Below are 23,269 nucleotides of genomic sequence, written 5' to 3' on the forward strand. Positions count from 1 at the left end.
GGAAAGCCCGATGTCCGCCGCCGCTCAAACCACCAAGCTATCCGACCTGTTCGATTCGCTCGTCGACAACACGTCGGGAGAGAAAGTCTCCATCGGCGACCTGATGGACGCGCTCGACACACGCACCTTCGGGCCGTTGCTCCTGCTGCCGGGAATTATCGCCGCCTCGCCGATCGGCGCCGTCCCCGGCATGTCGATCGTCACCGGCTCGATGATCATCTTGATCGCCGGGCAGATTCTGATCGGCCGCAAGAAGCCTTGGTTGCCCAATCGGCTACTCGAATTCGAGTTCAGCCGCGACCGCCTCACGGCGACCAAAAAGAAACTGGGCCCCTGGATGGAATGGGCCGAGCGGCCGATCCAGGCGCGTTACCCCGTGTTGGTCGATCCCCCGGCCGCCCAGATCGTCGCCGTTGCTTGCATCTTGCTCGCTCTGACCTTTTACCCGCTGGCGCTCTTCCCGTTCGGCGTCTTCCTGCCCGCCACAGCGGTTTGCTTCTACGCGTTAGGGCTGTCGTCTCGCGACGGGCTGCTAACGCTGTTCGCCGCGGTGCTCACGACCGCGAGCCTCTGGGCGCTGTACGCCTTCTGGCCCTTCTGAGCGGCGACCACCCCACCCCCCATAGGAACACCGCCATGCGTAGCGAAGCACGAAATTGGTTTAGCGAATTCGAGAACCAGCGCACCCGGTCGCTCGGATCGATGATCGACCGAGTCGACGTGGAGCGGCTCGCCTCGCAGCTCGACGACGCCTTCCGAGTGCCCGGCACGAACATTCGGTTCGGCTGGGACAGCATCATTGGCCTGGTGCCCGGCGTGGGCGACGCGGCCACCACGTTGCTGGCCATCGCCCCGGTGTTGGCGGCCTACCGCGAGGGCGTTGGCCGCTGGACGCTCGCCCGCATGATTGGGAACGTGGCGCTCGACGCCACGCTCGGCGCCGTTCCGATTCTGGGCGACGCGTTCGACCTCTTCTTCAAAGCGAACCGCCGCAACCTGCGACACCTCAAACGCCACCGTGAGAAAACCGGCCGGTTAGGGCCGAACGGCTGGGTGAGTACGGAGCAGCAACCGGGGGAATGATACGCTTCGCGAAGCTGCTAAAACGCGACGCCCTCAGTGCAAGTGCGACAAATTCGATTCGTTCACTTGCTCGTTGAGGGTCCAGAAATCGTAAATCACCCCGACGCCAAACAGACCGATGGTCAGAAAATAGATGATGCCGGTGATCCATTTCCCCATGTAGAACCGATGAACGCCGAGCACGCCCAGGAACGTCAACAGCAACCAGGCGATCGTGTGATTCAGCGGACCGGGCACCGCATCGTTGCTTGCCTCGTCCTGCATTGAGGGGATGAGGAACAGGTCGATGATCCAGCCGATAAACAGCAAACCGAGCGTGAAGAACCAGATCGTGCCGGTGATTGGCTTGCCGTAGTAAAATCGGTGCGAGCCAAGGAACCCGAACACCCATAAGGCGTAGCCAACGATCAGGTAATGCGATTGCTCGCCCCCCTCCGCATGACTCAGGTCCGCGTCGTGAGGCGGGTTCGCGTCGTAAGGGGGGGCGGTCGCGGTCCGTGGGGTGGCGGGAGTTACCATGTACTTGGATTCCTGAAAGTAGGTGCATTTAGCTGATAGCGGCTAGCTTCTTCGCTTGAGGCTGCTCGACCCCAAGCGCAGCCAAGCAAAGCGGCGTGATGTCGGTGATCGATGCAAACTCGGGCGACTCCACCCCGGCGGGCAATCCCGCGGTTATCAAGACCGATTCCGAGTCGCAGCGATGCAGCGAGCCGTGTGAGCTCGCGTCGTGCAGATCGGTGCCCGGCAGAGTGAATTCGTAGCCTGGACGGGCCGTAAGCCACAACGCCGGCTGGCAGGCGGGTCCTCCCTGGGCAATACGCCCCAGGGCATCAGGGTATTCGCTTGTGACTAAGCGATCTTGGCCACCTCGCTCCTCGATACGTGCGCCGATCACAGCCAGTTCCCCGTTCAGGCGCCAACTTTGGCCACGATCGTCGGTCGCTAGCGCCCAGCCCGCCGGCGGCGCGCCGCTGGACAACTCGTGGGGGGCAAAGGTCAAGCGTCCCCGCTCGGCAGTCCACACACGAAATACACGCTCCGCCGGGTCGAACCAAACCGCTTGATCGATCCGCTCGTCGACAAGTATCGTTTCGGCGAGGCGCGGCAACGCGTTCTCATCGCCGGGCCGCACAGCCACCTGGGCCGCACGCATGTTGGGGCACACCATCAGCTCATCGCCCTCACGCCAGTCGCTTCCGGCGGCAGGGAACCGACGGCCCTCGAGCAATTTCTCCAAGGCGATGCCGCGGCGATCGGCGTTCGGTTCAAGGTCGTTGTGGCCGTGGTCTCCCACCACCACGACGGCAGTCGTTTCGAGCCAGGCTGCGATCCCGCCGTGCCGCTGGGCGAGGGCCCCGAGTGCTTGGTCGACTTTTTCGACACACGGGAGCGCCTGTTCGGCGCCGTGGTCGTGGCTCTCGAAGTCGTTGTCGGGGAAATAGGCCACGATGAGGTCGGCCTCCTCGTCCGAAAGGTCGAACGCCTCGAGCATAGCGCGGGTGGCGTCGTCATTGAAGCCGAACCGGCGGCTAGCCCCGCCGGGGATCTCGGGCGCCGGCGCGCCGCTCAGTGGCGTGCCGACGAACTCGCCTTGGAACAGCCACTCGGGTCCGAGCACCGACGACGCCAGCTGGACGCCGGGCATCAGGTCGGTGAGCAGGCTCGATTGGACGTCGTGAGCAATGCCTCCGCGACGCCACATCAGGTTGAGCCCCGCCGACCTGAGCCCATCGACCGCCGCCTTCTCGTAGATGGTAGGTACGCCGAGCAATTCGTCGTTGAGCGTTAGCAGGAAGTCGTCGAAGTACTCGCCGAGGCCCTCGCGTAGCATCACGGCAGGAGCCGAGCCGAAGTACTCAACTTCGCGGCGGGGCCGGTCGAACCAGAAAGCGCCTTGCACCCCGTGCTCGGCCGGGCCCTTGCCCGTCACGATCGATCCCGTAGCCGCCGGGGTGATGGAGGGGTAAATCGATGTGCAGCTTTGCATACGCCCCGACTCGGCCAAGGCGGCGAGGGTGGGCAAACGGCCCTTGCGAATAGCCTCGGGTATCAACCCCCAGCTGAGCCCATCGATAATGATCAGCAGCACTTGCTTGTTGGGCATCCCTATCTCCCTTCGAGTGTCTCGCCCTGAGTGTCCGACCGGCCTGCTCAAAGCACCACGTAGATCCATGACAGGCAGACCCCGTAGGAGGGATCTAGTGCGGAAGGCAAGCATTTCCGGCGCCATCCGATGTGCACGGGATACGTAGGGAGCAGACTGCTAGAGCCTGGTCATTTAGAGCCCTACACCTACAAAACTGACTGGAAGGCTTCCAAGGTGATCGCAAGCCGACCACCCCGGGTGGCCGTTTATTAGATTCCCAGTTTTCGACTGACTCCAAAGCCCGCAATTGGAAGCGGTTGGCCCCTAAACGCGCGACTTGGCACGGCGTCTGCATCTAGCTGGCATCGAGGCAAGCGAAACGCTCAAAGTCGAGATTTCGCTCGCCCCGTGAAATCCACTCAATCGAGCCCCCAACTCAAGCGAGTAGTGCAATGGGCACCGCCAGACGGATCAACCGAATCAGCGCCTTTTATCCCGACGCATCCAGCGCTTCGCTCTATCAAAGTGGGGCTGAGCCAAGGGGGTTTTACCGTGCTTCCAACGCTGGTCGTCCGCAGAGCGTTTCCAATCCTTTCGGCCCTTCAGCTACGGAGCCGACGCCACTCTCGTCAAATCATCGGCTCGGTGGCCCCTCAGCAGCCCTCGCCGCGAGCGTGGCTTTGTCGGTCAGTTCGGCAACGATGATCTTGGCGGGCGTCGCTGGACTGCTGGGGTTCACGATAACGATCTCCCCCGCAGCGGTACTGGCGACGTTAGGGCTTCTGGGCGTCGTCTGTGGATTGCTCACGATGTACAGCGCATCGATCGCTCTGATTGTGGCGGGAGACGATGTGCTGGATAAGCACGATCGTCAAGCAAAAGCCACTAAGAACCAAATTACCAGCAGCTAAAGCGGCTATGTGAGCCCACCGGCCAGCATGCCCCCACATTCAACTAGCAAACTAAAGACTACGCAGGATCTAAAAACAGATATGAAGACTCTCTCAAGGCATGTCGTTGAAGGCGAATCGAGGACCGCAACCATTGCGGCCCTACAGAACTGCTTGGCGGATTTGATCGATCTCGCTTTGCAGGGCAAGCAAGCCCATTGGAACGTAGTTGGCTCTAGCTTCCGAGCCGTTCACCTGCAGCTCGACGAGATCATCGCCACCACCCGCGACGGCTCCGACGCCGTTGCCGAACGGATCGTCACGCTTGGTGACCCGGCCGAAGGCTTGCCCTCCTACGTGGCCGAAAAATCGCGTCTCGCAGCCTACCCTTCCGGCCTGCAGTCGGTAAGCGACACCGTGACCCAGGTGGCGGACCGGCTACAGAAGGCAATCCAAGGCTTACGCGAAGCTATCGAGACTGTTAGCGACCTCGACCCGATCAGCGAGGACCTCTTGGTTGGGTTGACCGGGGCTCTCGAGAAGCACCTTTGGATGGTCCAAGCCCAAGAGGCCTAACTGCTAAGACGACATTGATGCGAGTGTGACGCGAGGCGTGCTTCCCCCGGCGGATCCATGAACGGTCCGCCGTGGGGTCGCGCGTCATCGCCCATCTACTCCAAGGGATTGCAGGCCCCACCGAACAAGCGGACGATGGGAGAGGCCAACAACGCAATCGATACCACGAGCTCAAGCTTACCCCCCTACAGAAGCATGCCCAGTCTTATTTCGATTGACGATGATCGTTCAGTCCATCACCTTGTGAGCCGCGCCCTTGAAGGGATGGGGGTGGGGGTCATCCCCGCGTTGACGGCGAGCGAAGGGATCGAGGCGATTTCTAATCATCAGCCTGATGCGGTGCTGCTCGACGTGATGCTGCCGGACATGTCGGGGCTCGACGCGTTCAAGCTCATACGCGAGAAGGACCCGCGGCTCCCGGTAATCATCGCCACGGCGGCCGGCAGCAGCGACACCGCCATCGAGGCGATGAAGCTCGGCGCGTTCGACTACCTGACCAAGCCGATCGACGTGGAGCACCTCGAACGGTTGGTGGGCCACGCCATCCAATCGCGGCGGCTGGCGAGTGTGCCGGTCGGCATGAACAACCTCACGAAGCCCGAAGACAAAGGCGACGCCTTCGTAGGCCGCTGCCCTTCGATGCAAGAGGTCTTCAAGGCCGTGGGCCGTGTCGCCCAGCAAGACGTGCCGGTGTTGGTGCGTGGTGAAAGCGGCACCGGCAAGGAATTGGTCGCCCGGGCGATATTCCAGCACGGCGCCCGGTCCCAAGGGCCCTTCCTTGCCGTCAACTGCGCGGCTCTTTCCGAGACGCTGCTCGAGAGCGAGCTCTTCGGCCATGAGAAGGGCGCTTTCACGGGCGCCCACGACCGCCGCATCGGCAAGTTCGAACAGTGCAACGGGGGCACCATCTTCCTCGACGAGGTGGGCGACATGTCGCCACTCGTCCAGAGCAAAGTGCTCCGCCTCCTCCAGCAGCAAAAATTCGAACGCGTGGGCGGCAACTCGACGATCGAGACCAACGTGCGAATCGTCTCGGCGACCAACCGCGACCTGGAAAAAATGTGCGAAGAGGGCGACTTCCGCAACGACCTCTTCTACCGACTCAACGGTTACACAATCACCCTGCCGCCGTTGCGCACGCGTGGCGACGACCGCGTGCTGCTTTTGCAGCACTTCCTGGCCCAACTCAACAAGGAGCTTGGCCGCGACGTGAACGGCGTGGCGCCCGACGCCATGCAGCGACTGCTGGACTACGATTGGCCCGGCAACGTACGCGAGATGCAGAGCGTTGTGAAGCAAGCGTTGTTGCACTGCACCGGCCCGGTGCTAATGGCCTCAGCGTTGCCGGCAGAGGTGCATTCCTCGGCCGTCAAGCCACGCTCCGACTCACACGGCGTTACCTCGGCGACGGAGCGGGGAGAAGAACACCCGCAGCAAGGCGGGACAAGCGACGAAGCAGGTCACGCCGCAGCCAATGGCTCGGCCGCTTCCTTCGCCTCGTTTATCGACGATCGGCTAGTGGCCGGTGGAGGCGAACTCTACGCCGAAACGCTCGCCCACATGGAGCGTGAGTTGCTCACCCGGGTGCTCACCCGCACCGGCGGCAACCAGTCGGAAGCCTCTCGGATCTTGGGCATAACTCGCGGCAGCCTGCGGAACAAGATCCGCACTAACGGCATCGTGATTGGTCCTGACATCACCGTGAAGCAGTAGCACGCCTACTGCTACGGGAGCGTACTTGCTGCTGCAGAACGTTTATGAGCTGCGTAGGCAGCTTGTGCTGCATCGATAAGATGACGCCCGTCGAGATGCTTGTATCCGCGTCCGAATACAAGTTTCTTACAACGCCTAAGTCGATTCGCGGTACGCGGTCAGGGCGATCGCCAGGGCGTTCGCCTCGCTGGAAAGCTTCTTAACGAGCGGCTCAAGTTTATCGGCCTCGCCATCACGGGCGGCGTGTTCCAAGTCACGTGCGGCGCCTACCGTCCGATCGGCCTCGAATGTCGAAGCAAGCCCTTTGAGGCTGTGGGCCGCCCGCTGCAAGTCGTCCAGTTCGCCGGCTTGCTGCTGGGCGTCGATCGTTTTGAGAAGAGTCAGGTGGTCTTCTTCATAGAACTTGATCATGTCCATAAGCAACGAACGGTCGCCCCGCAGACGCGAGAGCGCTTTCTCGGGATCCCACAGCTGCTCGTCGAACCGATCGTTGGACGTCGCCTCGATTTCCGTCGTCATGCCTTTGTCTTTCGTATCGTGAAGGTCACTGAGTTCGCGTGTCTTCTTGTCGCCGTTCTTAGCGCTCTCCTCGACAGAGTGAATCAGCCGCCTCAGGTCGAGGGGTTTCGACAGGTAGCCGCTCATGCCCGCACGCAGGCAGCGTTCGCGGTCGCCGCGCATCGAATGGGCCGTCAGCGCGATGATAGGAACGCCGCGTTCATCTCCGCTGCGATGCTCGATCTCGCGGATTGCCTCGGTCGCTTGCAGACCATCCATGATCGGCATCTGAACGTCCATAAGGATGACGTCGAAATCTTCCTTTCTGAACGCGTCGACCGCTTCACGGCCGTTGACCGCCTCACGCAATTCATGGCCCCGCTTGCTTAGTGCGCGCTTGACCACTTTGCGATTCGCGGGCGTGTCTTCGACAAGCAGCACGCGTAGCGGCTCGGAGGGACCGGGCTCGTCGAACAGGCGTATTGTGGGCTCGCCCTCAAGGGTCGAGGCGCCGGTCACCTGGGCCACGGCATTAAGGAGCTGCGACTGGCTGATAGGCTTTTGCACATAGCCTGAGGCGCCCGCCTCCGCGCAGCGGCGGCTAAACTCGAGCCGGTCGGTGGTCGAGGCCATCAGGATCGTCCGGGAGACAATCGACTCGTCTCCCTCGACACGCGAGGCGACCGAGAAGCCGTCGATGCCGGGCATGAGGGCGTCGATCAGCGCCACGTCGAAGGGATGGCCCTGATCGCTCGCCTCGCGGAGAATGTCGAGCGCGTCGCGCCCAGATTCGACCGCCTCGGCCTCGATCTTCCAAGCCTCGAGTTGCTCGAGCAACGAGCCCCGCGTCGACTCGTTGTCGTCGGCAACCAGCACCCGCAGGCCGCTGAGCCGCTCCGCCGCCTGCATGGGTAGAGTCGGCCTCTTGTCGGCCAGTGGCAGGCTGAGCATAAACGAGAAGCAGCTACCCTCGCCCTTCTTGCTGTTAACTTTCAGCTCGCCGCCAAAACAATGAATCAGGTGCCTGGCGATGGTCAGCCCGAGGCCCGTGCCGCTGTAACGCCGCGTCGTGGCGCTGTCGACCTGAGTGAATGGCGCGAAGATCTTGTCGCGGTCTTTCGGCGACACACCGATGCCCGTGTCGATCACCCGGAATCGGAGTTTGCAGCGACCACGCTCGAGCGCTTCCGGCGTCACCTCGACCAGCACCTCGCCGCTGGGAGTAAACTTGATCGCGTTGCCGATCAGATTGGTAAGCACTTGTCGCAACCGCACCGGGTCGCCCACCACGGCGCTTGGCGTGTTGGGCGAGAGGCGACAAACGAGCTCCAGGCCCTTGGCGTGCGCGGCGGAACCGAGCACCTTGATCGTTCCCTCGACCAGATCGCGAGGGTCGAAAGCGACCTCCTCGAATTCAAACTGCTGAGAGTCGAACTTCGACAAGTCCAACACGTCGTTCACCAGGTGAAGCATCGCGTCGGACGAGTCGCGGATGGTCTCGAGGTAGTCTCGCAGCTCGGGAGAGAGCTTCTCTTCCAGCGCGAGGGCTGTCATTCCCACGATGGCGTTCATCGGAGTCCGCAGCTCGTGGCTCACATTGGCCAAGAAGCGCGTCTTGGCTGCGTTGGCCTCCTGAGCGGCCGCCAACGCGTTGTGCAGGGCGTCGGCAGCGTCGACACGGTCCGACACATCGCGTTCAACCGTAGCAAAGCCGACCACCGAGCCCTCGGCGTCGCGGATCGGAAAGCCTCGGATCGCCGCTGGGAACTCTTGTCCTGATTGCCGCACCCGGACCGTGTCAAACGGCTCTAGTGCGTCGCCGGCCACGGCCTGCTCGGCGAGACTTTGGAGCTCATCCGTGCGGTCCGCCGGCGTGATGAGCGAAAGGCTTTCCCCTAGGGCTTGCTGGCGGCTGTAGCCGTAGATCTCTTCGGCCCCGCGATTCCACGAACGGATCTCGCCGTCTAGCGAGCAGGCGATGATCGCGTCTCGGCAAGAACTCATCACGGCTGATAAAAACTCTGCCGCGTTTTGTCGTGAGAAATGATCGTTGGGGGGAGTCATCGGCCGAGGGGGAAGACAGACGTAGCGCGGCGACAGAGCGGGGCCCCATGGCAGGCGAAGATACCAATAAGCTCTAGCACCGTGTTCGGCGCCACAGCACTGCAACTACAAGCAAATCACATGCCTCGCTCGGCAGGAGTCTGCAGAGCGAGAAAAGGGCGTGAGAACGCACCTCAGGTGGAAGCACCAAGACCACCATGACAGCCAGGCTGCCAAATAGGGGTTTAGGCTCGCAACGGCTGATAGGTGGTTGAGCGATTTGGATCGTGTCAGTGCATTGCATGCCGACCGAGTTGGCTAGATTGATCGCCGAATCTGCACCGGATTGCGATCTAGGCGCTAGCCTGGAGCAGCCGAGGCTCGTCGACATCGGCGTGCTGATTGGCGAGCAACTCACCCCGCAAAATGTCGATGTCGTGAGGCGCTTCGATCCCCACACTAGCGACTTTGCCGCGGATTTTGACCAATTTGATCTTTACCCCAAGCCCGGGCAAGTGGATTTCATCACCGGTCTTTCGTGAGAGCACGAGCATCTAATGAGACTCCGTTCGAGACAATCTGCGGGGCAAGTCAACGAGTGAGGGTCGCTATTTTTCAAATAGGTCTAAAGCAATCGGCGCGCCAAAATCTCGTGTCTCGACTCACTTCTCCCCGATCTGGCCCTCTCGTGTGATCCAAGGTTGGTGGCCCCCTGCCCTTTGCTGAAACACCAGCAGTGTTGTCGCCTTCCCAAAGATGATCGAAAAGGATCCGGTCGAGCCCAATGCCAAGCGAGGCATCAAGACATAGCCGTTCTGATTCGGAGTCTTCGAAAGACGGAAATCCTCCGTCATGCCTGCTCGTATCGGGACGACCCGAGTCGACTCTCAGGCTGCGGACTGGTTTCTTGTTGCGCACCCCCGCTTCGCTCCCAGGCGGTGCTATGTTTTCGCGCCGGCTTCGGCCTGGCCCCCGCTCAACTACGACCATGCGAAGAACCGGGATGACCGACAAAACCGCGACAATGAGTTTTCGTGAGAGCTGGCCCGAGTGGCTCTTGAGCCGACCGAAGACGGTAGTGGCCGTTTCGCTTCTCGTAGCCTCCGTGGTCGCCATGGCCGACTACGCCACGGGCGACCCGATACCGCTGCTGGTTTGCTACCTCCCCTCAGTGATGCTGATCGCCTGGGTGACGCGGATCTCCTACGGCTTTATGCTGGCGGCCGTCTGCTGCTGCGGTTGGCTGCTGGACGACCTGCTGATGATCGACGAGCAACCTTTTAGCGAAGGCGAGGTCTGGACCGCTTCGATCCACGGCGTGTTCTTCACCGTGGTGCTCACCATGCTGATGCGGCTACGCATCGCGCAAGCGAACGAACGCCGCCTGGCGCGCACCGACGGCCTCACGGGGCTGCACAACCCCAAGGCGTTCCGCGAACTGGCGGAGCTCGAGATCGCGCGTTCGGCCCGCACGGGACGGCCGGTCTCGGTGGCGTTTCTCGACTGCGACAACTTCAAGATGGTCAACGACACGCTCGGTCACTTAGAGGGCGACCGCCTGCTGGCGGCGATCGCCGAGCGGATGCAGCAGGTTGTCCGCAAGATCGACATGCCCGCCCGCATGGGAGGCGACGAGTTCGCCATCCTGCTACCCGAAACCTCTGAGCAAGAGGCCCGTGTGCTCATCGAGCGGCTCCGCACGGAGCTCAACGAGCGGATGCAACAAGACGGCTGGCCGGTCACGTTCAGCATCGGCGTGGCGGTCTACGCCTCGGCCCCCGAGTCGGTCGACGCCTTGATTCAGGGCGCCGACGTGCTGATGTACGAGGTCAAGACCGGGGCGAAGGACGCCGTGGCGTTCCGCCTGGTGGCTTAGCACGCTTAGCGGCGCCGCCGGCACGACCGCGCCAGACCGCGCTGTTGGCGCTTGCGGCAATCTTTGCGTCGCCGTGAGGGTCGCCGTGGCTTGTGGACGATCAAAGCGATGGCGATCCCTCCCTCATGAGCACCAACCGCCCCGTCCTGCCCCGCGTCCCTCCCCCCGCGACAGCTGAGAAGGTCCGATGAGCCACCACGCCGTGCATTGGCACGAAGGGATGTTCCTCACCCCGCAGCACTTCCAGGCCGCCGAGCGGCGCCAGGACTACCTGCGTCAGCGTTCGAGCCAATGGGACTGCCACCACAACTGGGGGCTGCGTCGCATCGAGATCGACGCCGACGCATTGGCCAACCACCGCCTTGTGATCCGCCGCCTCCAGGCGCGCATGCACGACGGCGCGTTGCTCTCGTTCCCCGAAGACGGCGCCCCGCCGGTTGTCGACCTGCAGGCCGCCCTGCGTGACCGGCGCGAGGTGCGGGTCTACCTCGCGTTGCCACTCGCCCAAGAGCACCGCTCCAACACGGCCGAGAGCAACGAAGAAGTCGCCGCCCGCTATTTGGTCGAAACCCGTGAGCTTGTCGACGAGAACACCGGCGCCGACGGCCTGGCGGTTCAGATGCTGCATCCGAACGCCCGGCTGCTCGTGACCGGCGACGACTTGGCCGGCTACGACGCCCTGCCGATCGCTCAGATCCGCCGCGCGGAGACGACCGGCGGCTCGCCGACGCTCGACCCCGAATTCATCCCCCCCGTGCTGGCCTGCGACGCCTGGGACCCGCTGCGGGTCGGCGTGCTCACACGGCTGCTCGAGCGCGTAGAGAAGAAGGCCGCGGTGCTGTCCGACCAAGTCGTCGCCCGCCGTCTGACGCACGACAGCCAGGGCGCCGGCGAGCGGCTGCTGCTCGAACAGCTCCGCGTGATGAACGAGGCCGCCTCGGTGCTGGCCGTCGACACCGCTTCGAGCGGCGTGGCGCCGCTCACAGCTTACCGTGAGCTGGCCCGCTTAGTCGGTAAACTCTCTGCCCTGTCGGCCGACTGCCGGGTGCGTCCGCTGCCGGTCTACGACCACGACGACCTCGGGAACTGCTTCCTCACCGTTCGCAACGCCGTCGAAGGTTTGCTCGATGGCGTCGTCGAGCCGGGATACCAAGAACGCCCCTTCACCGCCTCGGGACCGACGCTGCGAGTCGAGCTCGACCCCAATTGGTTGGAGCCCGGCGTGGGGCTTTACGTGGGCGTGCAAACGTCTCTCGGCGCCGACGAGCTCGAGCGGCTGCTCGCAAGCGGCCGTAACATCAAGTTCGGCGCCGGCGGACGGGCCGAAGAGCTGTACCTGCTGGGCCAAGCGGGCCTCGAGCCGAGGCGGCTCGCCCGGGCGCCGCGGCCGCTGCCGATCCGGCGTGGGCTGCACTATTACACCCTCAGCAGCGACGGTGCTCCTGAGGAGCAGCGCAATGCGGAGCGTAGCCTGTCACTCGCCGCTCGATTGAGCGAGCGTTTGGTCGTCGACCAGCTCGGCGAGCAGAACGCGTTGGTCATCGACGCCGACGGCCGTTCGGCCACGCTGGGCCTCTCGCTGTTCGTCGTCCGCGACGACGAGAACACGCCGCTCGACGCATCGCACGAGCAAGACGAGGCGCTAGCGCACTCGCACTAAGTCGCACTGCCTTGGGAGCTCAGCCCCTGTAGGGAACGCCCTCTGCGGCGTTCCGGCCCCGGGTACACGCTCTACCTGTGAAGTAGAACGGCCCCGATGCATCGTGAAATACAGACCCACCCGCCGGGGTTCGGAACGCCGCAGAGGGCGTTCCCTACAGTGATGGATTAAGCGCTTAGAGCGGTGGCTTCGATCGGCTCGAACACCGGGTCGTCGCCGTCGCGTTCCAGCGGTCTCGAGGCGAGCCATGCGTTCCAGCCGAGCCGCGCCGGCGCCTCCGATTTGCGGGCCGTGAGTCGCGGAACCTCGCCACGGTCGAGCACCAGCTGCACGTCGTAGTCGAGTTCGGGGCCGAGCAGCAGTCGGGTGAGTTGACACAGCATGACAAACCGTCGCCGCTGCGGCCCCGGCGACGTGTCGGGCATGAATTGTTCGAAACGCTCCCGGTCGAGCGGCCCCACGCAGACCCGCACGCGGCTCTGCACGTTCCACACGCGGCTGCCGACCACGGCGTCGACACCGAGCTGATTGGCTCGGCCGTCGCGGGCCAGTTCGGTGCGGTCCTCCGGCTCAAGCTGAAGCCATTGGCCCTGGAACGGTTTGACCCGTACCGGGACACGAAAGTAGTCGCTCAGCAGCCGCTCGATCTGAGCGGCCGAGCGTTGCCGGCGGGCGAGCGTGCCGGCGTGTTTCAGAAGTGCGAGGTCGGCCACGCGATCGCGCTGCTCGCCCCCTTCGAGCACTTGCAGGCGGTTGCGCAGGCCCGGCTGAGCAAGGCCCGCGAGGCCGAACAAGCCGGCGGTGTACGAATCGGGCTCGGCGCCATCGGCGCGTCCCTCGGTCACTCCGCGGTCGATGCGGCGCCGTGTCCATGCGCGGTACATCTGACCGATCAGACGGTTATTGAACAAGTCGTACCAGGCGCCGAGCGTCCGCTTGGCCCCGCCGCGTAAGCGCCGGTCGAGCTGGATCAGCAGCTCCGTGTAGTGCCGAGGAAGCACGCCACTGGGGCCGGTGAGGCCCATGAAGTTGGCCGTGAGCCGCGGCTGATCGTCTTCGCACTCCCCGCGTTCGACCGAGTCGACCGCGCTCGCCGGGAAGGCCGTCGAGGCCGGCGTGCCGAACCGCACCGGCGGCTGCTCTACGCCCTCGTCCGTGCGGCGCCGCTTGGAGGTTTGCTCCAGCAGCGCGACCGCCTGGTAGAAGTCGAAACGACTGGCGTCGCGGTAGAGCTCTTGCTCCACGCTTGCAGTGTCGTCCTTCGGCTTTGGCTCGGCGGTGGTCATACCAGCGGGGTGGCGCCCGCGCGGGGCGCCCATGTTTTGAGTTTGCCGCGCTGCTTGGTCTTGAGCGTCAGGCGGGTGAAGGAGTTCACGGTGGCGTACTCGGCGAAGAACCGCTCAAGCACGCTGGCGAACAGGTAGACGCCCGTGTCGCGGTAGTTCTGCTCGTCGAGCTCCAGCTCGACCGCCACGCCGCGGCAGAAGCCGCCGTCCTTGGGGCCGCCGATGCGGCACGTCGCGTTGCGGGCGCCCACGCCCACCACGCCGTCGATCATCTCGCTGTTGGCGATCGCCCGCTTGCGGTTGGCGTTGCGGTCGGCGAAGTCATAGAGCCGCAAGATCTCTTGCAGCGTGGGCGCGGCCAGTTCCTCTTGGCCGAGCGACAGGTGATTGAGCGACAGGTGTGAGATCAGCCGCCAGTGGGCGCCCGCGTCGAGCGGCGGCCGCATCGGCGCGGTCGGCTGCCGCAGGCAACGCACGCCGCGGACCGGGTAGGACGACTCCATCTCGAACTTGAGCCCCGCGGGCCCCGAGGGGAGGCGCCGCGGAAGGTCGCGGTTCGTGCAGAGAGCCTGCACCGTGACCGACTGCTCGGCCGGCTGGGTCGGGTGGAAGTCGAGATCAGTGAGACGCAGGCTCATGTCGGTGCCGGCGTCGTCGTGGCGGGCGGCGGGCCGGCGACGGGCGTGCCAGTAGGCCCGCACCTCGTCCTGCCCGGCCCACGAGTTCTCGTGGTCGAGCCCGTACAGCGGCGCGAAGCGTGTCGTCGACCCGGCGCCGACGCCCGTCACGCGCTCGATGCGGTAGACCTCCATCTTGTCGCGGTGCTGCGCGTCAGGATGGATCGGGTACTCGGTCTTGGCGTGCGTGAGCCGGATCGGCTCGCAAACTTTGGGGAACAAGTTGACGATCGGCGTGCAGCCGAGTCGCAGCGTATCGGCTGTCACCTCACCGGCGAGCCGCTCGTCGGCTTCGTCGAGGTAGATCACCAGGTCGATCTTGTCGAGCGCCTCGGGCAAGGTGGCGGCGAGACCCTGGATGTCAATGAACGCAAACTTTTGCGGGAACGAGAACAGCTCGGTGAGCAGCCGGTAAGCGTGGCTCGACTGCGGCGGGTAGGGCAACAGTCCCTCGTCCTCGGCGAAGCCGACCGGCTGGATCGCGTCGCCGCCGAGCGTGCCGAGCAGCCGCTTCTCTTTGTCGCCCGAGCGGACCTCGACCCGCGTGGCGTGGCCCATGAGCTGCTCGTAGAGTGTCGCCATCAGGTGGTCGTCGCCGCTCAGGTGCAGCCGCAGCGTGTCGAGCGACAGTTGGCTGAAGAGCAAGTCGGCGTCGGCCTCGAGGCTGATGCGCAGCACAGCGGCCGTTTTGGCGGGCGGCTTGAGCTCCGTGTCGAACGGCGGGAAGTCGACCGAAGCGGCCGCCACGCGGATCGGCCAGAGCGTAACCGGATAGCAGGTCTGGTAGCGGCAAGGCGCCCCGCCGACCGGCTGGCTGCGGACGCCGGCGCCGCGCGGGATCGGCAGGCCCGTGGGCTGCGGGCTCGACGGGTCGGCCTCGAACTGGGCGACCGCCATCGAGGGGATCGGCGCCAGGTAGTGCGGGTAGAGCGCGGTGAGCATCCCCTCGGTGATCTCGGGGAAGTCGTCGTCGAGCTTCTTCTCAACCCGGGCGGTCAGCAACGCGAACGCCTCGATCAGCCGCTCGACGTGCGGGTCGCGGCTCTGGTTGCGTTCGAGCAGCAGCTGGCCGGCGGCGGCGGGGTACTGCTTGGCGAACTCTTCCGCCTCGTGGCGGATGAAGTGCAGCTCCTTCTCGTAGTACGGGTAGAGCGTGGTGCTCATGATCGCTCCGTCGTGACTTGGGTGCGTCCGCTCGAAGAGCGGACACGGATGTTGAGCGCCACGCTCTCGGCGGGCGCCTCACGCAACGTCGCCTCGATGCGGAACCGGCCCTCGTTGCAGGTGGGACGCGTGTCGTCGACACGCACCCGCACGCGCTCAAGCCGGGGCTCGTAGCGGAGCAGCGTGCGTTGCAGGCTGCGGGCGGCTGCGAGGCGCTCCTCGTGCGTGGCGATGGCGAGCGACGCCGGCGGCGCCGTGCCGTAGCCGAGCAGCGAGTCAGAAGCCTCTGGCAGCCCGTCGAGCGCCGCGCCGGGCGCCACGCTGCAAGTATTCAGCAGGTCTTCGATGTCGTCGATCAGGCTCTCGACGCCCACAGGCCGCGGCTCCGACATGCCGGCGCAGGCGTCGACCAGGCGGTCGATGATCGTCGGCGAGAAACTGGGAGAGGCGGGCATAGTGAGGCGATGGTGAGATAAACGGAGGGTACCGTCGCAGCCGCCGACGGGAGTCGGCGGTTGATCGCGCGATGGGTGTTCCACCGACTGACGCCAACCGCCGACTCCCGTCGGCGGCTTTAATCAATGCGCGAAGCAACAAAACGGGCCGCGGCCGCCGTGCGACCGCGGCCCGATCGCGTTCGGGTCGCAAGGCTCAGATGGCCTTGTTCTCTTGCAGGTTCCAACCGGCCTTGATCGGGGTCTCCAGGGCGCCCTTGTCGCTCTGCGGGCGGTACTGGTAGCTGATCTTGGCGAAGGCCAGCGTGACGGTGTCCATCGGCAGGCTGTCGCCGGTGCCGCCGCCCGTGTTGTAGGACGAGACGAGCACGTCCTCGAACGTGAACTGGTAGAACTCTTCCTGGTCGCCACCGGCCTTACGAGCCACGAGCACGGCGTCCTTGATGTGGTCGCCCTTCGCACAGGCGAGGAACAGCTTCGGCGAGGCCTTGCAGGCACGCATGGTGAAGGTGAGGTCTTGCATGCTCACCTTGCCCGAGCCGCCGCCCGAACCGTACACAAGGCTGGCGGGCTGGGTCTCGCCCCAGTTGAAGCCGATGAGCTGAATCTCGTTGGCGTGCTTCGAGTCCATCGACTCGCCCTCGATGCCGTCGATCTTCAGGAAATAGTCGATTGAGGAATGTTGGTCGGACATTTTATTAGCTCCGTTAGGATTTGGTTTTGATGGTTTAGCGGTTCTTGAGCATCATCTGCGTGAGGACCGTCCCCATGACCTGCCGCTCGCGCATCAGGCCGGCGGCCTGCAAGGCTTGGGCGCCCATGTGGTCGGCTTCTTTCTCCAGCGCCGCGTCGTCGTTGACCCACGCGCCCTTGAGCTGCGTGGTCGGTTGCGCCCGCCCCTGAGCCTGCTGGACGACATGCCACGCCTCGTGCGGCAGGTGCTTCTCCTGCCCCGTGGCGACGTGGATGTCCGATCCTTGGGCGTACGCGTGCGCGTTCAACTGGGCCGGCTTGTCGCTGTTGTAGTGGACCTTGACGTGATCCATGCTCATGCCGCTGAGGCTCTCGACCCCCGACTTCAGGTTGTCGGGCAGACCGGTGTTGTTCTCTTTGGTCTGGATCGGCACGATGCCGACAGCGGCGTTGCTCTGCTGGCTTTTCATTTGCATCGCTGAGCCCTTTCAGGGGGAATGGGTTTGGCACGGGTCGGCCGTGCCGGCGCGCCCCTCGCGGGGCGGCCGGCGCCGGCCTCTCCCGTTTCGTACATCAGCCCTTCTGGGGCACCTCGGCCACGAGCCGCATCGAGGCGGAGAGCGTCTCGAGCTGGAAGTGCGGACGCAACCAGGCGATCGCCTCGTACCAACCCGGCTTGCCGGCCACTTCGCGGACCTCGATCGAGGCGTCCGAGAGCGGGCACTTGGCCTTGGTCTCCTCGCCGGCCATGGCCGGGTCGCAGACGTAGTTGGCGATCCAGTCGTTGAGCCACTTCTCGCACTGCTGGGCCTCGAGCATCGAGCCCACCTTGTCGCGGGCCATCACCTTCAGGTAATGGGCGAAGCGCGAGACGCACATCAGGAAGTTGATCTTCGTCGACAGGTCGGCGTTGGCCGTCGCGGCGTCGTCGAAGTAGGTCTTCTGCTTCTGGGCCGACTGGGCGCCCATGAACACGGCGAAGTCCGTGTTCTTGGCGTGCAGCAGCGGCAGGAAGCCGAGCGTCGAGAGCTCGAACTCGCGGCGGTCCGAGATCGCGATCTCGGTCGGGCACTTCATGGCCACGTCGCCGTCGTCGGTGTTGAAGGTGTGGACCGGCAGGCCCTCGACCTTGCCGCCACCCTCGACGCCACGCGTCTTGGCGTACCAGCCGTACTGGCTGAAGGCGTCGGTCACCCGCGTGGCGTACGCCCAGGCGGCGTTCATCCACAGGTAGCGGGTGTGGTCGCGGCCGTCGACCAGCTCCTCGAAGTCGAACTCCTCGACCGCCGTGAAGTCCTTGCCATACGGCAGACGCGAGAGGACCCGCGGCATGCAGAGGGCGACGTAACGCGAGTCTTCCGAGTCGCGGAACGAACGCCACGAGATGTGGGCCGCAGACTCAAAGATCTTGGCCAGGTCACGCGGGTTCGGCAGCTCGGTGTAGCTCTGCAGGTTCAGCAGTGCCGGCGAAGCGGCCGAGATGAACGGGGCGTGCGACGCGGCGGCCACGTTCGAGACCAGCTTCAGCAGGTTGATGTCCTGCGGGTGGCGGCTGAACTCGAAGTCGCCCACGAGCAGGCCGAACGGCTCGCCGCCGAGCTGGCCGTACTCTTCTTCGTAGATCTTCTTGAACAGGGCGCTCTGGTCGAACTCGACCGCGGTCTCGAGGTCCTTGAGCAGCTCCTTCTTCGTGACGTTGAGCACGCGGATCTTGAGCGACGTGCCGGTCTCGGACTGATGCACCAGGTAGTGCAGCCCGCGCCAGCTCCCCTCGAGCTTCTGGAACGACTCGGCGTGCATGACCTCGTTGAGCTGGGCGGAGATCTTCTCGTCGATCTTCGCGATCCAGTCGTTGATCTCGGCGGCGGCGTCACGGCTCGTGACCTCGCTGTCGTCGACCACGTGGTTGATAAACTCTTGCAGATAGTCCTTCTGCTGCTCGCGCTCGGATTCGTCGAGGGCGCGAGAGTTGTTGAGCAATTGTTCGAGCAGGCTGAGGTCCTCAGCCACGTCCGCGGTTGCGGTCGCTTCGGCGGTCGCCATTGTTATTTACTCCCTGATCGGGTGGTTGGTTGGGTGGAGGTGAGCGTCTCGGACGCGGTGGGTCAGTTCTTCTCGGCGTCGGATCCGCCCAGCTCTTCGTGGAGCGACTTGGCGGTCTCGACGTCGCCGAGCACCTCTTGCAGAAGGTCGGCGTACGAGTCGTTGCCTTCCATCGTGCTGAGGATCTGACGCAGCTTGTGACGCGCTTCGAGCAGGCTGTTGAGCGCCGGGACCTGCTTGGCCACGTTCTGCGGCTCGAAGTCGCTCATCTCACCGAAGTTGAGCTCGACGCCCAGGTCGGTGGCCTCTTCCTCTTCGCTCAGGCGGTTGGGCACCTTCATGGCCAATCGCGGGCCGACCTTGCCAAGCACCTCGTTGAAGTTGTCGCGGTCGATCGGAACGAACTTACGCTCCTTGACCGCGACCGGAGCCTCGCTCTGGTCGCCGGCCAAGTCGGCCAGCACGCCCACGACGAACGGCAGTTCCTTCTGCTCCATCGCGCCGTTGGTCTCAACGTCGTAAGTGATCTGCACGCGCGGCCGGCGGACCCGGTCGAGCTTGTGTTGAAGGCTTTCGCTCATGGATCGAAATTCCTCGGTTCGGAGTGACGTGGGTTGGTCGTAGTAATAGGTGGTACTATCGAACGGTCTCGGTCTCGGTCGCGTCCTGCTCGGCGATCCCAAAGTCGCGGCTCAGTTCGCTGAGCGCGGCCTGGTCGCGGATCACCTGTCGCATCAAGCTTGGGAACGGCAGCCTGCCGAGCCTCACGGCGCGCTCGATGAGGTAGGGAACGGGGCTGTGAGGCTCGCGCGCCCGCAAGCGGCGGGCGGTCGCCTCCAGCAACTGGTAGAGTTCTTCGCGGTCTTCCTCTTCCGAAAGACCGCTGTCGGCGGCCGGGCCGTCGGCTGAGACTTGTGTGGCGCCATCGGCTGGCGTCGTCGGATGGGAGGCGCCGGCGGGCGGTTGGCCCAAGCCTTTCAGCTCTTCGGCCAATAAGCCGTGGACCTCGGCGAGCGACTTCTTGAGATTCAGCATCCCGGGGGCCGCTTCGCCCAGTCGCTCCTCGAGCGCGCCGCAGAGCGAGTCGAGCCAGTAGCTAGCCGCCTCGGCGTCGGTGTGGTTGGTTTGCAGCGTGGCGACGCCGTTCTTCTGGCGAACGCCCTGCAGGAATTGGGCGTTGTCTTCCGAGGCCGCGGCCGATCGCAGGCGGACCCATTCGGCGTAGCTCAGCGCCGATTCCCCAGCGCCCAGCAGCGGCAGAGTCCGCACGAGGTTAGGAAAGCAGACGCCACGCACCGGGTCGTCTAGCAAGTTGGCTAGCGGCGTGCCGCGGCTCTCGACGGGGTCGTCGCCCTCGGGGGGTGTGACCCGGTCCCAGCACTCGTCGACCAAACGGGCCAGCACTTCGAGGCCCGACCGCATGCCGGCGAGGCCGTCGAGGCGGGTTCGCGCCTCGACCAGCAGGCAGGCGGTCCGCAAGTCTTTGGCGCTGGAAGCGAGCGACTCCTCGCAGCGGCGGGCCACTTCGGGCCAATCGGCCCGCTTCAGGTTTTCGGGGCGTGTGGCGTCGTCGAATTCGTCGGCCGCTTCCTCGCGACGCAACTCGCGCACGTCCGGGGCGAGCGTCATCGCAAAGTGCGACGCGTCTCCCTCGGGCGAATCGCCCGGGAGCGGCTGCAGCAGCGTTTCGCAATCAGCCCAAGACATGTGAAAAACGACGACCGAGGTGGCTCATAGGGCCCACTCGTGCGGCGGGCCGATGAAGGAACTTAGGTCACCCCGGCGTGCAGTGAGCCGACAACGCCCGATTGCTTCACTTTTTGTTCAACCGGGTTGCGAAACGAGCGGCGGCGCTTGGCGTGGCCTATATTTCTGCGCCGCACCGGCACAGAAGCTTCACCGCGTTGGTGGCTTGTGCGGAGTCTCCGTCACAAACCAAACAACTGCCCTCGCTCGACAGCGTTCGAGAATGCCCATGCCTCCGACAACCCCCCTCAAAGGGCGAACCGCTGCGAACGACGCCGTGCACGACGCCGTGCAACACGTCCTGCGATTGCACGAGGCGGTCGAACGAGGCGAGCGCCGCGATCTGGCCCGCGAGCAGTCGGCTCTCACGAGCCTGTTGCTCGCGATCCCGGCCGGCTCAAGCGACGCAGGCGACCGCGGGGCTCGTTACGCGGTCGTCTGCTGGATCGATGAGATGTTCACCACCCGCTCAAAGTGGGCCGAGGCCTGGAACGAACGGAAACTCGAATCCGAGCTCTACGGCGGCAACGACCGGGCGTGGGAGTTTTGGCGGCAAGCCAAGCTCGCCGAGGCGCAGCCGACCGACGACGCGCTGCGGGCTTATTTCCTCTGCGTTGCGCTCGGCTTCCGTGGCCGGATGCGTGACGAGCCGGCCAAATTACAGGCGTGGGTCGAGAAGACCCGCCCCCGCGCCGCCCGGGCGCCCCACCCGCCCGGCCGCACGTCTCCCCTGCCCCGCCGACGCCAGCCGGCGCGGCTTCTGCGCGGAGCCGCACGATTGCGACGCATGACCGCCGTGGCCGCGGTCGTCGTCCTGTGCCTGTTGCCGCTGCTTACCTACTCCTTGGTCCAGCGTCTGCTCGGCTGAGCGGCCGCTGCCACCCTTAGCTGCCCCCTACTAAATCCCCCGCCGGCCCACTTGCGATCGCCGGCCTCTGGAGTAATCGGCATGACCGCCTTTATCAGTAGTCTTACGCGTGGCGTCCTCCGAGCGGCCGTCGCCCCGTTCGTCAGTCTGGGGCGCGGCGCCATGTCGGGCGGCGTTCCGACCGCCGTGGTCCACGTGCTGCTTGTGGTCGCTACGCTGGTCGGCTTGTGGTTTCTGAACAATTGGCTTGGGCTCGATAAAACGGTCCACGCCCCCAGCCGGTTGCTACGCGAGCTGTGGCTTCCAACGCTGTTCCTGCTGGGCTACGCGATCGCCTGGGTAGGTTTCTGGACCTACCGCACACTGAGCGAACCCGACGCCGCCTCGCCTTTCCCCGATGTCGACCGGGCCTGGCGCCAGGCGACTACCGCCCTGTCGAGGCGCGGAGTCGATTTGGTGAAAACGCCCCTGGTGATGGTGCTGGGAGAGCCCGGTGGCCGCACAAGCGACGCCGTCGCTGCGCTGGAGATTATGCCCCGAGTGGGCCCTCTGCCGGCCGACAGCAATGCCCCGCTGCGCGTGGTGGCCGACGATAAGGCGGTTTATGTCTTTTGTCAGGAGGCTTCGGCCGTTTCGTACTGCAACGAACGGCTTGCTCAGGAGCGCAGCGTTTCGCGACGCACCGCCCAGGCAGCTCCCGCCCTGGCGGCGAGCGAGAAGCAGATACCCGTCGCCCTGAGGGCCGGCGCCGAGGCCGACAACGACGCAGCGTTGGTCGCCGCCTCGGCCATGGCGGCCGACGCCGATGAAACAGGTACCGATTGGGAGGGTGAGGGCGATTGGTCGGCCACCGAGACGACCTTCGACCGCCCCCCGCTGCTCGACGCCGATCAGGTCGCCCTGGCGGGAGACCGGCTCGAGCATCTGATGCGTCTGGTGCGCCGCGATCGCGAGCCGACCACACCGATCAGCGGCGCCGCGGTGCTCGTCACGTGCGACGCCGCCCAGGACCAACGCGCGGCCGACGCCATGGCCGCCTCCATAGAACACGATCTCGACCGCATCGAGGCCGCCTCTGGCGCCCGCTGCCCGACCGTGGCGATCGTCTCCGACATCCAACACACCCCCGGCGGGATGCAGCTCTTGCAAGCCCTCACCGCCGACCGCAAACGACGCCGCTTCGGCGTTGAACTGCCGGCCGAGGGACTCACCTCCGAACAAGACCTCCGCAGTGCGGTCAATTGGCTGACCCGCTCGATGGCGCCGGCTTTGTGCCAGCGACTGCTGAGCTTTGATCCCAATGGCTCCGCCCAACCGGACGACGTTCGTGAGAACGCCTCCCTGTTCCAGTTCCAGTGCGAGATCGCCCAACGTGGCGACCGCTTGCAAGACTTGCTGGCCGAGGGCTTGGCGGGCGACGAGAACGGCCCATGGCCGCTCTTGGGCTGCTACCTGCTCGCCAGCGGCGACAGCGTGGCTGGGGCCCAGGCATTCGGCACGGGCGTGATGGACGGTCTTGTCGCCGAAGCGTCGCGGGCCGAATGGACCCCCGCCGCCCTGGCCGAAGAGTCTCACCGAAACCGCAAGGTCGCTGCCGGATACGGCGCGGTAGCCGCGGCGGTGATCTTCACCGCTGTGCTGTTGGTATTCTGAGGAGACCTGAGCTTCTATAGGGCGTGACCTTCTCGGCGTTGCGGCGGTGGGTGGGTGCTCTACTGCCGGGGTTGGGACCGCCGTAGAGGGTGGTCCCTGCAGGAGAGTTGCTTCGTACAAACACCCGCTTCTCGCTGTGTGAAGTCGGGGGGCAGATGATTTTCCGCCGGGGTTCGGACCGCCACAGAGGGCGGTCCCTGCAGGCTGGATTGTGGGAGGCGTCTCCGACGCCGATAACGCGTCGCCTGCCGCAGAGGCT

The 23,269-nt window shown here is 64.8% G+C and carries 21 protein-coding genes; 9 read left to right on the forward strand and 12 right to left on the reverse strand.

Features of this window, described 5'->3' with window-relative positions:
• The first annotated feature begins 10 nt into the window (after positions 1-10).
• Both Mal64_RS02200 and Mal64_RS02205 read left to right on the forward strand, forming a co-directional pair.
• Positions 11-601 (forward strand): exopolysaccharide biosynthesis protein, encoded by a 591-nt coding sequence (locus Mal64_RS02200; protein ID WP_146396395.1) that lies wholly within the window; start codon positions 11-13, stop codon positions 599-601.
• 35 nt (positions 602-636) lie between these two features.
• Entirely contained in the window at positions 637-1,083 is a 447-nt protein-coding gene (locus tag Mal64_RS02205) for a DUF4112 domain-containing protein (RefSeq protein WP_146396398.1), read from the forward strand.
• Positions 1,084-1,116: 33 nt separating this feature from the next.
• On the opposite strand, the gene Mal64_RS02210 is transcribed toward Mal64_RS02205, so the two are convergent.
• A complete protein-coding gene (locus Mal64_RS02210; RefSeq protein ID WP_146396399.1) occupies positions 1,117-1,602 on the reverse strand; it encodes an NINE protein in 486 nt (161 codons plus the stop codon).
• A 28-nt stretch (positions 1,603-1,630) separates the two neighbouring features.
• Positions 1,631-3,187 carry an alkaline phosphatase family protein gene (locus tag Mal64_RS02215; protein WP_197525356.1) on the reverse strand — a complete coding sequence of 519 codons (1,557 nt, stop codon included), beginning with the start codon at positions 3,185-3,187 and terminating at the stop codon, positions 1,631-1,633.
• Between the two features lie 434 nt (positions 3,188-3,621).
• Between Mal64_RS02215 and Mal64_RS02220 the strand changes: the two genes are divergently transcribed.
• The 3 genes from Mal64_RS02220 to Mal64_RS02230 all read left to right on the forward strand — a co-directional run bounded on the left by Mal64_RS02220 (position 3,622) and on the right by Mal64_RS02230 (position 6,348).
• Positions 3,622-4,080, forward strand: coding sequence for a hypothetical protein (locus Mal64_RS02220; RefSeq protein WP_146396407.1), 459 nt, complete (start codon positions 3,622-3,624; stop codon positions 4,078-4,080).
• A gap of 81 nt (positions 4,081-4,161) precedes the next feature.
• A complete protein-coding gene (gene dps, locus Mal64_RS02225) occupies positions 4,162-4,635 on the forward strand; it encodes a DNA starvation/stationary phase protection protein Dps (protein ID WP_146396409.1) in 474 nt (157 codons plus the stop codon).
• 195 nt (positions 4,636-4,830) lie between these two features.
• The gene (locus Mal64_RS02230; RefSeq protein ID WP_146396412.1) at positions 4,831-6,348 is read left to right on the forward strand and encodes a sigma-54-dependent transcriptional regulator; all 1,518 of its coding nucleotides are present in this window, start codon (positions 4,831-4,833) and stop codon (positions 6,346-6,348) included.
• A gap of 135 nt (positions 6,349-6,483) precedes the next feature.
• On the opposite strand, the gene Mal64_RS02235 is transcribed toward Mal64_RS02230, so the two are convergent.
• Both Mal64_RS02235 and Mal64_RS20360 read right to left on the reverse strand, forming a co-directional pair.
• Positions 6,484-8,910 (reverse strand): PAS domain-containing hybrid sensor histidine kinase/response regulator, encoded by a 2,427-nt coding sequence (locus tag Mal64_RS02235; protein ID WP_146396414.1) that lies wholly within the window; start codon positions 8,908-8,910, stop codon positions 6,484-6,486.
• Between the two features lie 332 nt (positions 8,911-9,242).
• A complete protein-coding gene (locus tag Mal64_RS20360) occupies positions 9,243-9,443 on the reverse strand; it encodes a carbon storage regulator (RefSeq protein WP_146396416.1) in 201 nt (66 codons plus the stop codon).
• Positions 9,444-9,892: 449 nt separating this feature from the next.
• Here Mal64_RS20360 and Mal64_RS02245 point away from each other — a divergent pair, with 449 nt between their 5' ends.
• Both Mal64_RS02245 and tssK read left to right on the forward strand, forming a co-directional pair.
• Positions 9,893-10,765: a GGDEF domain-containing protein gene (locus Mal64_RS02245; RefSeq protein WP_197525360.1), complete on the forward strand. Its 873-nt coding sequence runs from the start codon at positions 9,893-9,895 to the stop codon at positions 10,763-10,765.
• A gap of 187 nt (positions 10,766-10,952) precedes the next feature.
• The gene (gene tssK / locus Mal64_RS02250) at positions 10,953-12,425 is read left to right on the forward strand and encodes a type VI secretion system baseplate subunit TssK (protein WP_146396424.1); all 1,473 of its coding nucleotides are present in this window, start codon (positions 10,953-10,955) and stop codon (positions 12,423-12,425) included.
• Between the two features lie 167 nt (positions 12,426-12,592).
• Here tssK and tssG read toward each other — a convergent pair whose 3' ends face one another.
• The 8 genes from tssG to tssA all read right to left on the reverse strand — a co-directional run bounded on the left by tssG (position 12,593) and on the right by tssA (position 20,450).
• Positions 12,593-13,711: a type VI secretion system baseplate subunit TssG gene (gene tssG, locus Mal64_RS02255; protein ID WP_197525362.1), complete on the reverse strand. Its 1,119-nt coding sequence runs from the start codon at positions 13,709-13,711 to the stop codon at positions 12,593-12,595.
• Positions 13,708-15,552 carry a type VI secretion system baseplate subunit TssF gene (tssF, locus tag Mal64_RS02260; RefSeq protein WP_146396426.1) on the reverse strand — a complete coding sequence of 615 codons (1,845 nt, stop codon included), beginning with the start codon at positions 15,550-15,552 and terminating at the stop codon, positions 13,708-13,710. Before tssF ends, tssG begins: the two co-directional genes overlap by 4 nt.
• Positions 15,549-16,007: a type VI secretion system baseplate subunit TssE gene (gene tssE, locus Mal64_RS02265; protein WP_146396427.1), complete on the reverse strand. Its 459-nt coding sequence runs from the start codon at positions 16,005-16,007 to the stop codon at positions 15,549-15,551. The genes tssF and tssE overlap by 4 nt, the downstream gene beginning before the upstream one ends.
• Before the next feature lie 196 nt (positions 16,008-16,203).
• Positions 16,204-16,701, reverse strand: coding sequence for an Hcp family type VI secretion system effector (locus Mal64_RS02270; protein ID WP_146396428.1), 498 nt, complete (start codon positions 16,699-16,701; stop codon positions 16,204-16,206).
• A gap of 34 nt (positions 16,702-16,735) precedes the next feature.
• On the reverse strand, positions 16,736-17,176 hold the full coding sequence (locus Mal64_RS02275) for an eCIS core domain-containing protein (protein ID WP_146396429.1): 441 nt from the start codon (positions 17,174-17,176) through the stop codon (positions 16,736-16,738).
• Positions 17,177-17,273: 97 nt separating this feature from the next.
• Positions 17,274-18,743, reverse strand: a complete 1,470-nt coding sequence (gene tssC / locus Mal64_RS02280) for a type VI secretion system contractile sheath large subunit (protein ID WP_146396430.1) — start codon at positions 18,741-18,743, stop codon at positions 17,274-17,276.
• 62 nt (positions 18,744-18,805) lie between these two features.
• Positions 18,806-19,324: a type VI secretion system contractile sheath small subunit gene (tssB, locus tag Mal64_RS02285; RefSeq protein WP_146396432.1), complete on the reverse strand. Its 519-nt coding sequence runs from the start codon at positions 19,322-19,324 to the stop codon at positions 18,806-18,808.
• Between the two features lie 55 nt (positions 19,325-19,379).
• Complete coding sequence (gene tssA / locus Mal64_RS02290) at positions 19,380-20,450, reverse strand: type VI secretion system protein TssA (protein WP_146396434.1); 1,071 nt, start codon at positions 20,448-20,450, stop codon at positions 19,380-19,382.
• 268 nt (positions 20,451-20,718) lie between these two features.
• On the opposite strand from tssA, the gene Mal64_RS02295 reads away from it, so the two are divergent.
• Complete coding sequence (locus Mal64_RS02295) at positions 20,719-21,357, forward strand: DotU family type IV/VI secretion system protein (RefSeq protein ID WP_197525364.1); 639 nt, start codon at positions 20,719-20,721, stop codon at positions 21,355-21,357.
• A gap of 81 nt (positions 21,358-21,438) precedes the next feature.
• A complete protein-coding gene (locus Mal64_RS02300) occupies positions 21,439-23,010 on the forward strand; it encodes a type VI secretion protein IcmF/TssM N-terminal domain-containing protein (protein ID WP_146396457.1) in 1,572 nt (523 codons plus the stop codon).
• The last annotated feature ends 259 nt before the right edge of the window (positions 23,011-23,269 follow it).

Source organism: Pseudobythopirellula maris, from assembly GCF_007859945.1.
Classification (GTDB): domain Bacteria; phylum Planctomycetota; class Planctomycetia; order Pirellulales; family Lacipirellulaceae; genus Pseudobythopirellula; species Pseudobythopirellula maris.

Bases quoted from the DNA above. Each gene is read 5' to 3' on its own strand.
- tssB (WP_146396432.1), bottom strand. From the start codon at position 19,324: ATGAGCGAAAGCCTTCAACACAAGCTCGACCGGGTCCGCCGGCCGCGC.
- Mal64_RS02210 (WP_146396399.1), bottom strand. From the start codon at position 1,602: ATGGTAACTCCCGCCACCCCACGGACCGCGACCGCCCCCCCTTACGAC.
- tssE (WP_146396427.1), bottom strand. From the start codon at position 16,007: ATGCCCGCCTCTCCCAGTTTCTCGCCGACGATCATCGACCGCCTGGTC.
- dps (WP_146396409.1), top strand. From the start codon at position 4,162: ATGAAGACTCTCTCAAGGCATGTCGTTGAAGGCGAATCGAGGACCGCA.
- tssF (WP_146396426.1), bottom strand. From the start codon at position 15,552: ATGAGCACCACGCTCTACCCGTACTACGAGAAGGAGCTGCACTTCATC.
- Mal64_RS02275 (WP_146396429.1), bottom strand. From the start codon at position 17,176: ATGCAAATGAAAAGCCAGCAGAGCAACGCCGCTGTCGGCATCGTGCCG.
- Mal64_RS02215 (WP_197525356.1), bottom strand. From the start codon at position 3,187: ATGCCCAACAAGCAAGTGCTGCTGATCATTATCGATGGGCTCAGCTGG.
- tssG (WP_197525362.1), bottom strand. From the start codon at position 13,711: ATGACCACCGCCGAGCCAAAGCCGAAGGACGACACTGCAAGCGTGGAG.
- tssA (WP_146396434.1), bottom strand. From the start codon at position 20,450: ATGTCTTGGGCTGATTGCGAAACGCTGCTGCAGCCGCTCCCGGGCGAT.
- Mal64_RS02295 (WP_197525364.1), top strand. From the start codon at position 20,719: ATGCCTCCGACAACCCCCCTCAAAGGGCGAACCGCTGCGAACGACGCC.
- Mal64_RS02245 (WP_197525360.1), top strand. From the start codon at position 9,893: ATGACCGACAAAACCGCGACAATGAGTTTTCGTGAGAGCTGGCCCGAG.
- Mal64_RS02205 (WP_146396398.1), top strand. From the start codon at position 637: ATGCGTAGCGAAGCACGAAATTGGTTTAGCGAATTCGAGAACCAGCGC.
- Mal64_RS02235 (WP_146396414.1), bottom strand. From the start codon at position 8,910: ATGACTCCCCCCAACGATCATTTCTCACGACAAAACGCGGCAGAGTTT.
- tssK (WP_146396424.1), top strand. From the start codon at position 10,953: ATGAGCCACCACGCCGTGCATTGGCACGAAGGGATGTTCCTCACCCCG.
- Mal64_RS02220 (WP_146396407.1), top strand. From the start codon at position 3,622: ATGGGCACCGCCAGACGGATCAACCGAATCAGCGCCTTTTATCCCGAC.
- Mal64_RS02270 (WP_146396428.1), bottom strand. From the start codon at position 16,701: ATGTCCGACCAACATTCCTCAATCGACTATTTCCTGAAGATCGACGGC.
- Mal64_RS02300 (WP_146396457.1), top strand. From the start codon at position 21,439: ATGACCGCCTTTATCAGTAGTCTTACGCGTGGCGTCCTCCGAGCGGCC.
- Mal64_RS20360 (WP_146396416.1), bottom strand. From the start codon at position 9,443: ATGCTCGTGCTCTCACGAAAGACCGGTGATGAAATCCACTTGCCCGGG.
- Mal64_RS02200 (WP_146396395.1), top strand. From the start codon at position 11: ATGTCCGCCGCCGCTCAAACCACCAAGCTATCCGACCTGTTCGATTCG.
- Mal64_RS02230 (WP_146396412.1), top strand. From the start codon at position 4,831: ATGCCCAGTCTTATTTCGATTGACGATGATCGTTCAGTCCATCACCTT.
- tssC (WP_146396430.1), bottom strand. From the start codon at position 18,743: ATGGCGACCGCCGAAGCGACCGCAACCGCGGACGTGGCTGAGGACCTC.